Here is a 13,134-nt window from a genome sequence, read left to right on the forward strand (position 1 = left end):
GCCGGGATCACCTGCGCCGGGGAACCTGCCGACACAGTCGGGTGATGGCCTGCCAGTCACCAGACTCGATCAGGTCCCGGGGCGCCATCCAGCTGCCACCGACGGCAACCACATTGTCCAGGGCCAGATAGTCCGGCAGGCGCTCCGGGCCTATGCCGCCGGTGGGACAGAAGCGAACATCATGGAAGGGGCCGGCCAGGGCCTTCAGCAGTTTTACGCCGCCACAGATCTCCGCCGGGAACAGCTTGAAGCAGCGATAGCCCAGACGGTAACCGCGCATGATCTCCGAAGCGGTGGCGACCCCCGGCAACAGCGGTACCGGACTGTCCAGCCCCAGCGCCAGCAGCTCATCCGTGGTGCCGGGGGTGACGATGAACCTCGCCCCGGCATCCAGCACCGACTGGAACTGCCTGGCATCCAGTACGGTGCCGGCCCCCACGCACAGCTGAGGACGTTCGCTGGCCAGCAGACGGATGGCGCCCAGCCCGAGGGGGGTACGCAGGGTGACTTCCAGATTGGTGATGCCAGCGGCCGCCAGGGCGTCGGCCATGGGCAGGATGTCGCTTTCCCTGGTAATGCTCAGCACCGGCAGTATCGGCTGGCCGGCAAGGATGTCGTCCAGGACCCTGCTGTTTTCCAACAGTCTCATCAGTTTTCCAGAGCCCCGTCGGGGCTGTAGTAGATATCCATGGGCGGTTTGAGAAAGGCTTTGATCGGCATCCGCAGGGGGGCCTGCTCCTGCCAGGCGCTGACCAGGGTCCGCCGCTTTTCCTCTCCCGCGAGCACCAGCAACCGGGTTCCGGCGCTGTCGATGGCCCGTGCGGTCATGCTCAGCCGCGGCAGACGCCCAGCCTCCGGCGGCACCGCCACACAGAGACGTTCCTCCGCCGGGTCAAGATACCCTGCCAGCTCGGGCAGGAAGGGGAACAGCGACGCGGTATGGCCGTCCTTGCCCATACCCAGCACCAGTACATCCAGCGGCAGCAGCGCGCGCAACATGCGGTCCATGGTGTCGGCATCCGCCTGCAGGCCTTCACCACGGTACATGGGGATCCAGCGAGCCTGCTGCAGGGCTCCCGGCATGCAGCGCAGCAACAGGCCGGCGTTGCTCTGTTCATCCTCGGCCGGTACCCAGCGTTCATCCACCAGCATGATGGTTACCTTCGACCAGTCCAGACCCGACTGTTCCAGCTGGCGCAGAAACAACTCGGGGCCCCGGCCGCCGGATAATGCCAGACTGGCCTCGCCCCGCTCCTCGATGGCCTGCTGCAACTCCCCGGCGATGCGCTCGGCCACCATCACTGCCTGAGTCCGCGCGCTATCCGCCTGGTACCAACCCAGCCCATGTTCCTGCAACAGCTGTTCGATCACAGCTCACCTCCGTCAGCCAGAATCAGACTGTCAGTAAAGCAGCTCGCCCCCTGCTCTGCCGGGCTGACCTGGCGCCTGGCGAAGCCGAACAGCTCGCGCCCCCAGCCGCGACGCACGCCATCCCCCACCGGGACCGGCGAGCGGGCCGCCCATTCGGCGCTGTCCATCTGCACATCCAGCACGCCGGCACCGGCATCCAGCGCCAGTACGTCACCGTCGCGCAACCGCGCCAGGGGGCCGCCGGCTTCGGCTTCCGGCGTCAGGTGAATGACCGCCGGCACCTTGCCCGAAGCCCCGGACATGCGCCCGTCGGTAACCAGCGCCACCCGCAATCCGCGATCCTGCAGCACACCGAGATAGGGCGTCAGCTTGTGCAGCTCAGGCATGCCATTGGCCGCCGGTCCCTGAAAACGCACCACGGCGATCATATCCTGGCGGAACTCGTTGTTCTCGAAGGCGGCAACAAAGGCCTGCTGGCTGTCGAAGATCCGGCACGGCGCCGTCACCTGCCAGTGTTCCGGCTGCACCGCCGAGAGCTTGATCACCCCACGCCCCAGGCTGCCCCGGATCACCCGGAGCCCGCCATCGGCCCGGAACGGATCACGCCAGCCGCGCAGCACAGTCCGGTCCAGACTCGCCGCCGGGCCATCGCGCCAGTGCAGCTGCCCCTGCTGCAACGCGGGTTCTCGTGCATAGCGCTCCAGTCCCGGACCGGCTACGGTCTCGACCTCGCTGTGCAGCAGACCGGCCTCCAGCAGCTGGGCGAACAGCCAGGCGCTGCCGCCGGCGGCCTGAAAATGATTCACGTCCGCCTGGCCATTGGGATAGATACGCGCCAGGGTAGGCACCACTTCCGACAGCAGGCCCATGTCATCCCAGTTCAGCTGCAGACCGGCACATTGCCCGATGGCGATCAGATGCAGGGTCAGGTTGGTGGAGCCGCCGGTGGCCAGCAGCATGACCAGCGCATTGACCAGCGCACGCTCATCGACGATACGGGCCAGGCTGCCCTGCCCGGTGCGCGCCAGCCGCGCAGCCTGTTCGGTTACCGCCACCGTCAGCGCCTCGCGCAGGGGAGTGCCGGGATTGACGAAGGAAGCCCCCGGCAACTGCAGCCCCATGGCCTCCAGCAGCAGCTGGTTGGTGTTGGCAGTGCCGTAGAAGGTACAGGTGCCCGGCGCGTGGTAGGCCTGGCTTTCGGCCTCCAGCAGCTCTTCCCGGCTGGCCAGTCCCTCGGCATAACGCTGGCGGACCTGCGCCTTGCGGTCATTGGGCAACCCGGAGGGCATGGGGCCGGCGGGGACAAACAGCACCGGCAGATGGCCGAAGCGCAGCGCGCCCATCAGCAGCCCCGGCACAATCTTGTCGCAGATCCCCAGGCACAGCGCAGCGTCATACATGTTGTGCGACAGGGCCACGGCGGTGGCCATCGCGATGACATCCCGACTGACCAGCGACAGCTCCATCCCCGGCTCGCCCTGGGTGATCCCGTCGCACATCGCCGGCACCCCGCCGGCCACCTGGCCGGTCGCCCCCATACGTCGCAATATGCCGCGGATCTGCTCGGGGTAGCTTTCATAGGGCTGATGGGCCGAGAGCATGTCGTTATAGGCAGTGACGATGCCGATGTTGACCTCATCCGGCAGGCGCAGGCGCTGCTTGTCCTCCGCCGAACAGGCGGCCATGCCGTGGGCGAAATTGCTGCAGGACAGCGCCCGGCGCCCCCGCGGCAGCGCGGCAGCCTCGTCCATCTGCTGCAGATAGGCCGCACGGGACCTGCTGCTGCGCTGGCGCAGCCGCTCGGTTACCTCTATCACCCGGGGGTGCATAAGCCTCCTCCTGAAAACCAGATACTGACCCGGCGGTCTCCCGCCTGTCATCAACAACGGATATCATCTATTGTAAGCCATTGATATATCACTGAAGGGAAAACCAAGATGACCCTGCGTCGTACCAAGATCGTCGCCACCCTCGGCCCCGCCAGCAGCTCAGCGGAACGCATCGAGGCCCTGATTCGGGCAGGCATGAACGTAGCCCGGCTCAATTTCTCCCACGGCACCCATGACGAGCATCGGGAGCGAGCGCGCCTGGTAAGGGAGATTGCCGCCAATCTGGGCGTGCACGTGGCACTGCTGGGCGACCTGCAGGGACCCAAGATCCGCATCGCCCGCTTCAAGGAAGGCAAGATCCATCTCGAGGTCGGCGACCGCTTCCGCCTCTCCACCACCCACCCGCTGGATGAAGGCACCCAGGAAGTGGTCGGCATCGACTACCCTGCCCTGGTGACCGACTGCCGCCCGGGGGACGAGCTGCTGCTCGATGACGGCCGCATCGTGCTGGTGATCGACGCCATCGCCCGGGGCGAGGCCATCTGCACCGTTACCGCCGGCGGCTACCTGTCCAACCACAAGGGTATCAACCGCCGTGGCGGCGGTCTCTCCGCCTCAGCGCTGACCGACAAGGATCGTGCCGACATAGTGCTGGCCGCCGAGCTGGAGATGGAATACGTGGCAGTGTCCTTCCCCCGAGATGCCCGGGATATGGACCTGGCGCGCAAGCTGCTGCGCGACGCCGAGTCCCAGGCCTGGCTGGTGGCCAAGATCGAACGCGCCGAGGCCGTGGCCGATGAAGCGGCTCTCGATGGCCTGATCGATGCCAGCGATGCCGTCATGGTCGCCCGCGGCGATCTGGGTGTGGAGATTGGTGATGCGGAGCTGGTCGGCATCCAGAAAACCATCATTGCCCACGCCCGGCGCAAGAACAAGACAGTGATCACCGCCACCCAGATGATGGAGTCGATGATCAACAGTCCGCTGCCGACCCGTGCCGAGGTCTCCGACGTCGCCAACGCGGCGCTGGATAATACCGACGCAGTGATGCTGTCCGGTGAAACGGCCGCCGGGGACTTCCCGGTGGAAGCGGTGGCCGCCATGCACCGAGTGTGTCTGGGCGCGGAAAAGCACCCGACCAGCCAGCGCTCCGGTCACCGTCTGCACATGTCCTTCGAGCGCTGCGACGAGACCATAGCGCTGTCGGCGATGTACGCGGCGAACCACTTCCCCGGGGTAACGGCGGTGATCTCCCTGACCGAAAGCGGTTACACCCCGCTGATCATGTCCCGCATCCGCTCGCATCTGCCGATCTTCGCCCTGTCGCCCAACCGGCAGACACTCGGCCGGGTATCACTGATGCGCGGCGTGCACAGCATCGAGTTCAACCCTGCCCACCTGCCCTCGAGCGACGTCAACCAGCGTGCCGTAGAAGCACTTCTGCAGCGGGGCCACGTCAAGCCGGGAGACTGGGTGATCATCACCAAGGGCGACGTGTACAACTCCCGTGGGGGCACCAACTCGATGAAGCTGCTGCAGGTGAGTGAACAGATAGTCTGATAACTCGAGATTGCTGGATGCGTGCTTGCGTGTTATGTGCACTCACATACCGAATTGCAGCAACAGAAAACCCGGCACAAGGCCGGGTTTTCTGTTGCTGGCTACAGCGGTTTACTGCACTTCCACCGCCAGACTTTCGGCAATCTTCTTCTGCCAGATCTGCGGACCGGTGATGTGTACCGACTCACCACTGCTGTCCACCGCAACGGTGACCGGCATGTCCTGAACCTCGAACTCGTAGATCGCTTCCATACCCAGATCCGCAAAGGCAACCACCTCGGCCTTCTTCACCGCCTGGGCGACGAGGTAGGCAGCGCCACCCACGGCCATCAGGTAGACCGCCTTGTGATCACGGATGGCATCGATGGCAATCGGGCCACGCTCGGACTTGCCGATCATGCCCAGCAGACCGGTCTGCTCCAGGATCTGGCGGGTGAACTTGTCCATGCGGGTCGCGGTGGTCGGACCGGCCGGACCTACCGCCTCGTCACGCACCGGATCAACCGGGCCCACGTAGTAGATGACCCGGCCCTTCAGATCCACCGGCAGCTGCTCGCCCTTGTTCAGCATGTCGACCATGCGCTTGTGCGCCGCGTCACGGCCGGTCAGCATCTTGCCCGACAGCAGCACGGTCTCGCCGGTCTTCCAGGTCTGCACTTCCTCGGGGGTCAGGGTGTCCAGGTTGACACGGCGAACGCCACTACCCACTTCCCAGGTAATATCCGGGTAGGCATCCATGGGCGGCGGAGTCAGTGCGGCCGGGCCACTGCCATCCAGCACGAAGTGGGCGTGACGGGTAGCGGCGCAGTTGGGGATCATGCACACCGGCAGACTGGCAGCGTGGGTCGGGTAATCCTTGATCTTGATGTCCAGCACCGTGGTCAGACCACCCAGGCCCTGGGCGCCGATACCCAGTGCGTTGACCTTGTCCATGATCTCCAGACGCAGTTCCTCGACCCGATTCTGCGGGCCGCGCTGGCGCAGCTCGTGGATATCGATCGGATCCATCAGGGATTCCTTGGCCAGCACAGCCGCCTTCTCGGCGGTACCGCCGATACCTATCCCCAGCATGCCCGGCGGGCACCAGCCGGCACCCATGGTCGGAACGGTCTGTACCACCCAGTCGACGATGGAGTCGGAGGGGTTGAGCATGACCATCTTCGACTTGTTCTCCGAACCGCCGCCCTTGGCCGCAACGTGGAACTCGATGGTGTTGCCCGGTACCACCTGGTAGTGGATCACCGCCGGGGTATTGTCCTTGGTGTTGGTCCGCTTGCCCGCCGGATCGGCCAGGATGGAGGCACGCAGCACGTTTTCCGGAAGCTGGTAGGCACGGCGCACGCCTTCGTTGATCATGTCGTCCAGGCTCATGGTGGCGCCATCCCAGCGCACATCCATACCCACCTTGGCGAAGACGGTGACGATACCGGTGTCCTGACAGATGGGGCGGTGGCCGGTGGCGCACATGCGCGAGTTGATCAGAATCTGGGCCATGGCATCCCGTGCCGCCGGGGACTCTTCCCGCAAATAGGCCTGGTGCACCGCCTGAATGAAATCAACCGGATGGTAGTAGGAGATATATTGCAGCGCATCGGCGACGCTCTGGATCACATCATCTTGCTTGATAACCGCCATTCTCGGACAGGCTCCTCTATAGACTGACTGACCGCAGGACTACCGGTACCACAGGCGGGGGCGGCCAGATTCACGGAATGCTCGGGTCGAGGCACGGGTGCCGACCCATGAAAGCAGGCGACAGAGTATACCTGAGCGGACGGGCCAGCGAGAGCAATACGACCAATTGAGTGGCACTATCGTGCTATAAGGGACTGGGCAAGCGGCAACATAAAGATTAGAGTGATATCAAAGAGCCATCATACAAGGACAACAAGGTGAATGATTCGGAGCGCAAACAGCAGGACCGCTTCCAGGCCCTTCGCCTGCAACGCTTCTATCTAGCCCAATCGACCTACATGATCGCCTACGTGGTGATCGCCGTGACCTGGGCCACCGGGCATTACCTGGGCAGCAATGCCATGGCGCTGAGTCACTATGCGCTGGGCTTCATCACCCAGTTCACCTTCTTTCTGATATTCAAGACCGGCCTCAACCTGCGCTTTCGCGACCCCAGCCTGACCAGCCCGCAGATCATAGTGGCACTGCTGCTGCAGACCTATCTGCTGGCCCTGGTCGGCGAGATCCGCGGCACCATCATGGTCGCCTACTGCCTGATCCTGCTGTTCGGCGTGTTCCAGATGAGCCGCACCGCCTACCTGATCCACGCTGCGCTGGCGCTGGTCTGCTATGCCAGCCTGATCGTCATCAACCAGTATCTGGGCATCTACCCCCAGAGCCTTACCGTGGCCCTGCTGGAATGGTTCATCCTGGCCTGCTTCCTGCTCTGGCTGATCATCCTCGGCAGCTATATCCGCGCCCTGCGCGAGCGGCTGCAGCAGCGCCACAGCACGCTCCAGCAGCACCAGCAGACGCTGCGCAGCATGATGGATCAGCTGCAGAACCTGGCCACCACCGATGCCCTCACCGACCTGCCCAACCGCCGTTACTTCATCGAGGAAGCCCAGCGGCGCAACACCCTGCTCAGCCGCGGCCAGACCCTGGGGCTGGCTCTGATCGACCTGGATCACTTCAAGCGCATCAACGATCTCTACGGCCATGCCGCCGGAGATCAGGTGCTGCAGGAGTTCGCCCGCATAGCCCGCTCCAATCTGCGGGGCAACGACATAGTCGCCCGCTTCGGTGGGGAGGAATTCGTGCTGTTGCTGGACAATTGCGACCTGGCGACCCTGCATCACTGCGTTGAGCGCATACGCCAGGGGCTGGCTACCCATCCCTTCAGCGCCCTGCCCGAGGGCGTGCGCTGCACCATGTCCGCCGGCATCTGCCTGATCCATCCCGAGGACGATCTGGAGTGGCGCATCAGCCAGGCGGACGAGGCGCTTTATCAGGCCAAGGCCGAAGGACGCAACCGTACCTGCGCCCATGAGCAAGCCTACGCCTGAGGATCAGCGTATCCCCAGCCAGACCATGGCGCTGCGGCTGATGCCGCCCCACAGGCGGATCTTGAGCCTGTGGGCCCAGCTCAGCTCGCGCCAGTCCTGCAGCGTCCATTCCCGGGACTCGGCGAAATCCGTTGCAAAGCTCTCCTCGACGGTGCGGGTCATGCCACTGTCGATGATGTTCTGATTGGCTTCCAGGTTCCAGTGCAGGGTCCAGCGGTCGAAGTTGGCAGAGCCCAGACTGACCCAGTCATCCACCAGCACCGTCTTGAGGTGCAGAAAGCGCGGCTGATACTCGAAGATCCGCACGCCCGCCATCAGCAGTCGTCGATAATAGCGTTGGCCGGCATAGCGTACCGGGGGATGGTCGGTGATCTCCCCGCACAGCAGCAGCCGGACATCCACCCCACGCCGGGCGGCCCGCATCAGTGATCGGCGTATGCGCCAGCCGGGCACGAAATAGGGTGTGGCCAGCCAGACCTTGTGCTCGGCCCGGGCGATGCTGCTCAGCAGTGCCTGCACCAGTTCCCGGTGGGTGCGGCCATCGGTCAGGGAGACCCGCGCGAGCCCCTCGGAGCCTTCGGGACGGGGCGGTATGCGCACCCTGTGCAGCTGCGCCGGAGGTCGTCCCCGTCGCCGGTGGGTGGCATCCCACTGGTGCTGGAACACCGTAACCCAGTCAGCCACCACAGGCCCCTCCACGCGGAGCATCTGCTCATGCCAGAGACAGTGGCCGGCCTCATCCGGAATGCAGAAATCATCGGTGAAGCCGGTACCACCGATGAACGCCACCTGATCGTCAACGAGGATGAGCTTGCGGTGATCGCGGTGCAGATTGGCCCGCCCGCCCCAGAGGTTGAGCGGGTTGTAGAAACGCAGCTCGACCCCGCTCTCGCGCAAGCGCTGGCGGTCCTCCTCACCCAGGTCCCGGCTGCCCGCCCCATCGAACAGACAGCGTACCCGCACGCCCCTGGCCGCCGCTGCGGCGAGGATCGCGAAGACCCGGTTGAAGCTCTGCCCCGACTCCACCAGATAGAGTTCGATATCGATGGTCTGCTGCGCCTGCTCCATGGCCTGGATCAACTGCGGAAAGAAACAGTGGCCATCCACCATGAGTTCGAAGCGGTTGTTTTCCCGCCAGGGGTAATAGGGGGCTGCCGCCATGCATACTTCGGGAAGCCGGTCATCATCTTGGGTGTACAGCGGACCGGTCGCCGAACGGTTCACTGCGTCTTGAGCATAGCAGGCGCTGCGCCGGGCCTTCGGGGCCGGTGCCCGCCTGCGGGCGACAAGCGCCGCTCTTCAGAAGACCGGCCCCGGGGGTCTCGGTTCCTTCTACGCAGGCGTTATCAGGCCGCGAGACTCGGCCGTGGCGAAGGTGATCACCTCCGGCATGAACTGCAGGAAGTCCTGCTCAAAGCTCCGGTAATCGCCCTCAAGCTCCTCCACCGCCCCCACCAGCGGGTTGCCGGGACGCAGACGCCGGGCCATGTTGTTCAGCGCCAGGTGCAGGTTATCCAGCCGGGCATAGCTGCCCAGCCAGTCCTCTGTCGCCATGCGCACCAGGACCTGCCGGGCCCGATCGGGCATCAAAGCCTGCTGGTCCAGCACCGCCTGATACATCCGTGCGGTGAAACTGGCCAGGGACTGATCGGAGAAGCGCTCCCAGTGCAGCACCAGCAGGTGGTCGTAGAACATGTCAACCATGATGCCGGCGTAGCGCCGGCGCTGGTCGCTGACCCGGGCCTTGCTGCGCAGCACCAACGGATGGCGATCGGTGAAGGCGTCGATGCGACGGTGCAGCCAGATGCCCTGACGCACCGGCTCGGGCAGGGTCATGGACGCCACCGGCCCCTTGACGAAATCACCGAGCAGCCCGCCCAGCGCCAGCTGGGGATGATCCGGCCCCAGCCGCAGGTGCGCGAGATAGTTCATCAGCGCTGGTTGATCTGCTGCTGCAGACCGGCAAGCTGGTCACGCACCGTGGAAATGGTGCGATTGGTCTGCAGGCGGAAACTGTCGATGGACTGCAGCGCCTCCTCCATGGCCATCAGCCGGTTATCCAGCTCGCTGCGCAGCACCAGCAGCTCCTGCTCCATGCCCGGAGCGGACGCGGCCTGGCGCAACGCCTGCAGCTCCCCCTGCTGGCGGGCAAGCTGGGTTTGAGCTTCAGCCAGCTGCTGCTCGAGGCGGGCCAAACCCTGGACCGGCTCGCTGAGCGCAGTCAACTCGGCGCGCAGCTTCTGTTGATCCCGGGCGGCGCTCTCGAGCTGGCCGGAGGCGTCGTTCAGCGCCTGTTGCTGCTGGGCAAGCTGCTGCTCCAGCTGCCCCAGCTGCTCGGCAAGGTCGGCAAGCTGACGTGCCTGGCTTTCACCGGACTGCTGCAGGGGCGCCAGCCGGCTGCGCAGCCCCTCGAGTCCCTGCCCATGCTGCTGAAGGGTCTGCTGCTGCTCCTGCTGGCGGGTGGCCAGCTGCTCCATCCGCTGCTCCAGCTGGTTGATCTGCCGCAGACGCTCCTGCTCGGTCTGACTCAGGGTGGATTCGGTGGCGATGACCTTGCCGCTGATATCCTGCAGCCGGCCTGCCGCGTCCTCGCTGATCCGGGCAAAACTTTCCTGGGTGGCTACCAGCTGTCGCTGCAGCCGGCTCTGCTGCTCATGGCTCCAGTAGCCAAGTCCGACAAAGGCCAGCAGCAGACTGATGCACACCGCCCACAGCAGCCCGTTACCGGAGTGCCGCGGCGCCGGCTCCCGCACAGCCCTGACCAGTGGCGGCTCAACCGCCTCGGTCGGACGCCCCGTACCCGGAGCAGCTACCCGGTCGTCATCCGTGGCACGGATGTCCGGCAGCTTGCCATCGAAATCATCACGCATGAGTACCATCTACCTCCGTTTCCGCAGCCCGTATTCTGCGCGCTGAACCTGACCCTGGCCAGTCCCGGCCTCAACCGTCAATCGGGCCCAGCCAGCGCGGCGCCTGTTCAAGCAGTTGCCGGGTCAGCAGCTCCAGCAGCTGCCCGCCGTTGCGCCAGTAGTGCCAATGCAGGGGCACATCCACATGGCAACCGGGGATCAGTTCGCGCAACTGCCCCGCCGCCAGGGCCTCCCGCGCCTGCAATGCCGGCACCATGCCCCAGCCCAGACCCCCGCCTATCATTCTCACGAAACCCTCGGACGAGGGGCACAGGTGGTGGGGAAAATCGACCGCGAACCCGGCAAGGGCCAGGAAGCGATGCTGCAGCTGATCATCGGGTCCGAATACTATCGCCGGGGCCTTCGCCAATGTCCGGGCGGACACGCCCTCGGCAAAGTACCGACGAATGAAGCCGTCACTGGCGACCGCCAGGTAGCGCATGGCCCCGAGTGGCACCGAGCGGGCACCGGCTACCGGGCGCTCGGCGGCGCAGACACAACCGACCACCTCCCCGGCGCGCATGCGGCGCAGCCCCACATCCTGATCCTCCACCAGAAGCTCCAGCAGCAGTGCCTGCTGGCGGCACAGATCGGCCACCGCCGGCGCCCACCAGGTGGCCAGACTGTCAGCATTGAGCGCAAGGCGCAGTCGGGGCAGCTGGGCCTCCCCTTCCTGCATGGGCACCTCGCGCTGCAGGTCACGCTCGAGCATCCTGACCTGCTGCACATGGTTGAGCAACCGCTGCCCGGTATCGGTCGGCGTGGGCGGGGTCGCGCGCAGCAGTACCGGAGCGCCGACCCGCGCCTCGAGCAATTTGACACGCTGGGATACCGCCGATTGGGACAGGCCAAGCGCTCGGGCCGCTCGCTCGAATCCGCCCTGCTCCACCACGGCCGCCAGGGCCTGCAGCAATTTGTAGTCCAGCATCAGATTACCTTATACCCCATTAGCAATATCGACTTTCCTTATACCGGTGCCAGGGCCAGACTACCAGCCCACCCCTTCGGAGTTCTCGCCTTGTCGTACTACACCAGTTTTTTCAATGGACTGCTGGTCGCTGCCGGATTGATCATGGCCATAGGCGCGCAAAACGCCTTCGTGCTGGGCCAGAGTCTGAAACGCGAACACCATCTGAGCGTGGCCCTGATCTGCATGCTGTGTGATGCCATTCTGATCACCGCCGGGGTCTTCGGGCTGGCCACGCTGATCGAGCAGCATCCGCTGGTCATGGAAATTGCCCGCTGGGGTGGCATCCTGTTTCTGCTCGGCTACGCCCTGCTGGCGATCCGCCGGGCCCTCGGCGAGCAGACGCTCGAGAGCGAGGCCGCGGTTCAGCCCCGGCGCACCCGGCAAGCCGTCATTCTGGCGACCCTTGCCATCACCCTGCTCAATCCCCATGTCTATCTGGATACCGTGATACTGATCGGCTCGGTGGGCGCCCAGCAGTCCTGGCCGATCTGGTTCGCCGCCGGCGCCGCCAGTGCCTCGATGCTGTGGTTCTTCAGTCTGGCGATCGGCGGCGCCCGGCTCGCACCACTGCTGAGCCGACCTGTCACCTGGCGGGTAATAGATCTGCTGGTCGCCGCCATGATGCTGAGAGTGGCCTGGACGCTGGCCGCCCCTGTCTGGAGCTGATGCGCACTCGCCAGAATAGAGCGCCCGGCTTGGTCAGTTGCGGTACGGAATGCTATGATCTTCCAGCTAATAAACAGGGGCTGGCCAGCACCACGGCCGCACCAGCAGGCGCACGATCCGGCCTGTCTCGATCGCCCCATAACCCTGAAATGGAGAGAGACCATGCCTTTCGAACTTCCCCCGCTTCCCTACGCTCAGGACGCCCTGCAGCCGCACATCTCCGCTGAGACCCTGGAGTACCACTACGGCAAGCACCACAACACCTACGTGGTCAACCTGAACAACCTGATCGCAGGCACCGAGTACGAAGGCAAGAGCCTGGAAGAGATCATCAAGACCTCCAGCGGCGGCCTGTTCAACAACGCTGCCCAGGTGTGGAACCACACCTTCTACTGGAACTGCCTGAGCCCCAACGGCGGCGGTGAGCCCACCGGCGAGCTGGCCGAAGCCATCAACAAGGCCTTCGGTTCCTTCGAAGCCTTCAAGGAAGAGTTCAGCAAGGTTTCCATCGGCACCTTCGGTTCCGGCTGGGGCTGGCTGGTGAAAAAGGCTGACGGCTCCCTGGCCTTGGCCAGCACCATCGGTGCCGGCAACCCGATCACCTCCGGTGACACCCCGCTGCTGACCTGCGACGTCTGGGAACACGCCTACTACATCGACTACCGCAACGCCCGTCCGAAGTACGTCGAGGCGTTCTGGAATCTGGTCAACTGGGACTTCGTGGCGAAGAACTTCGCCGCCTGATCCCCGCGTCGCAAGACAGACACCCCGCCTCGGCGGGGTGTCTTCATATTGGGGTAGAACTTTTC

At 64.8% G+C, this 13,134-nt stretch carries 12 protein-coding genes; 4 read left to right on the forward strand and 8 right to left on the reverse strand.

Translation table 11 applies throughout. The features are described 5' to 3' along the window. Positions 1-7 precede the first annotated feature (7 nt). The 3 genes from BM046_RS05120 to edd are packed head-to-tail and all read right to left on the reverse strand — an operon-like array spanning position 8 to position 3,200. A complete protein-coding gene (locus BM046_RS05120) occupies positions 8-652 on the reverse strand; it encodes a bifunctional 4-hydroxy-2-oxoglutarate aldolase/2-dehydro-3-deoxy-phosphogluconate aldolase (RefSeq protein WP_407046223.1) in 645 nt (214 codons plus the stop codon). Next, positions 649-1,371, reverse strand: coding sequence for a 6-phosphogluconolactonase (gene pgl / locus BM046_RS05125; protein ID WP_090537648.1), 723 nt, complete (start codon positions 1,369-1,371; stop codon positions 649-651). The genes BM046_RS05120 and pgl overlap by 4 nt, the downstream gene beginning before the upstream one ends. Continuing rightward, complete coding sequence (gene edd / locus BM046_RS05130; protein WP_090537650.1) at positions 1,368-3,200, reverse strand: phosphogluconate dehydratase; 1,833 nt, start codon at positions 3,198-3,200, stop codon at positions 1,368-1,370. The genes pgl and edd overlap by 4 nt, the downstream gene beginning before the upstream one ends. 108 nt (positions 3,201-3,308) lie before the next feature. On the opposite strand from edd, the gene pyk reads away from it, so the two are divergent. After that, positions 3,309-4,760: a pyruvate kinase gene (gene pyk, locus BM046_RS05135; protein ID WP_090537652.1), complete on the forward strand. Its 1,452-nt coding sequence runs from the start codon at positions 3,309-3,311 to the stop codon at positions 4,758-4,760. A gap of 111 nt (positions 4,761-4,871) precedes the next feature. On the opposite strand, the gene BM046_RS05140 is transcribed toward pyk, so the two are convergent. Further along, entirely contained in the window at positions 4,872-6,395 is a 1,524-nt protein-coding gene (locus BM046_RS05140) for a fumarate hydratase (RefSeq protein WP_090537656.1), read from the reverse strand. 257 nt (positions 6,396-6,652) lie between these two features. On the opposite strand from BM046_RS05140, the gene BM046_RS05145 reads away from it, so the two are divergent. Next, positions 6,653-7,780, forward strand: coding sequence for a GGDEF domain-containing protein (locus BM046_RS05145; RefSeq protein WP_090537658.1), 1,128 nt, complete (start codon positions 6,653-6,655; stop codon positions 7,778-7,780). Between the two features lie 3 nt (positions 7,781-7,783). Here the strand turns inward: BM046_RS05145 and BM046_RS05150 are convergent, their stop codons facing one another. From BM046_RS05150 to BM046_RS05165, 4 genes are all read right to left on the reverse strand, one after another. Beyond that, entirely contained in the window at positions 7,784-8,941 is a 1,158-nt protein-coding gene (locus tag BM046_RS05150) for a phospholipase D-like domain-containing protein (protein ID WP_090537660.1), read from the reverse strand. A gap of 171 nt (positions 8,942-9,112) precedes the next feature. After that, a complete protein-coding gene (locus BM046_RS05155) occupies positions 9,113-9,712 on the reverse strand; it encodes an acyl carrier protein phosphodiesterase (protein ID WP_090537662.1) in 600 nt (199 codons plus the stop codon). Next, on the reverse strand, positions 9,712-10,659 hold the full coding sequence (locus BM046_RS05160) for a coiled-coil domain-containing protein (RefSeq protein WP_090537664.1): 948 nt from the start codon (positions 10,657-10,659) through the stop codon (positions 9,712-9,714). The genes BM046_RS05155 and BM046_RS05160 overlap by 1 nt, the downstream gene beginning before the upstream one ends. Before the next feature lie 61 nt (positions 10,660-10,720). After that, positions 10,721-11,617 (reverse strand): LysR family transcriptional regulator ArgP, encoded by an 897-nt coding sequence (locus BM046_RS05165; protein WP_090537666.1) that lies wholly within the window; start codon positions 11,615-11,617, stop codon positions 10,721-10,723. Between the two features lie 144 nt (positions 11,618-11,761). Between BM046_RS05165 and BM046_RS05170 the strand changes: the two genes are divergently transcribed. Then, complete coding sequence (locus BM046_RS05170) at positions 11,762-12,325, forward strand: LysE/ArgO family amino acid transporter (RefSeq protein ID WP_090537749.1); 564 nt, start codon at positions 11,762-11,764, stop codon at positions 12,323-12,325. Positions 12,326-12,487: 162 nt separating this feature from the next. Next, complete coding sequence (gene sodB / locus BM046_RS05175) at positions 12,488-13,069, forward strand: superoxide dismutase [Fe] (RefSeq protein ID WP_090537668.1); 582 nt, start codon at positions 12,488-12,490, stop codon at positions 13,067-13,069. Positions 13,070-13,134 lie beyond the last annotated feature (65 nt).

This window comes from Halopseudomonas formosensis (assembly GCF_900115905.1).
In the GTDB taxonomy this organism is placed as follows: Bacteria; Pseudomonadota; Gammaproteobacteria; order Pseudomonadales; family Pseudomonadaceae; genus Halopseudomonas; species Halopseudomonas formosensis.

What these genes read in the sequence shown, in the direction of transcription:
- sodB (WP_090537668.1), top strand. Translation starts at nt 12,488, where the DNA reads ATGCCTTTCGAACTTCCCCCGCTTCCCTACGCTCAGGACGCCCTGCAG.
- BM046_RS05165 (WP_090537666.1), bottom strand. Translation starts at nt 11,617, where the DNA reads ATGCTGGACTACAAATTGCTGCAGGCCCTGGCGGCCGTGGTGGAGCAG.
- edd (WP_090537650.1), bottom strand. Translation starts at nt 3,200, where the DNA reads ATGCACCCCCGGGTGATAGAGGTAACCGAGCGGCTGCGCCAGCGCAGC.
- BM046_RS05150 (WP_090537660.1), bottom strand. Translation starts at nt 8,941, where the DNA reads ATGGCGGCAGCCCCCTATTACCCCTGGCGGGAAAACAACCGCTTCGAA.
- BM046_RS05155 (WP_090537662.1), bottom strand. Translation starts at nt 9,712, where the DNA reads ATGAACTATCTCGCGCACCTGCGGCTGGGGCCGGATCATCCCCAGCTG.
- BM046_RS05170 (WP_090537749.1), top strand. Translation starts at nt 11,762, where the DNA reads ATGGCCATAGGCGCGCAAAACGCCTTCGTGCTGGGCCAGAGTCTGAAA.
- pyk (WP_090537652.1), top strand. Translation starts at nt 3,309, where the DNA reads ATGACCCTGCGTCGTACCAAGATCGTCGCCACCCTCGGCCCCGCCAGC.
- BM046_RS05140 (WP_090537656.1), bottom strand. Translation starts at nt 6,395, where the DNA reads ATGGCGGTTATCAAGCAAGATGATGTGATCCAGAGCGTCGCCGATGCG.
- BM046_RS05160 (WP_090537664.1), bottom strand. Translation starts at nt 10,659, where the DNA reads ATGGTACTCATGCGTGATGATTTCGATGGCAAGCTGCCGGACATCCGT.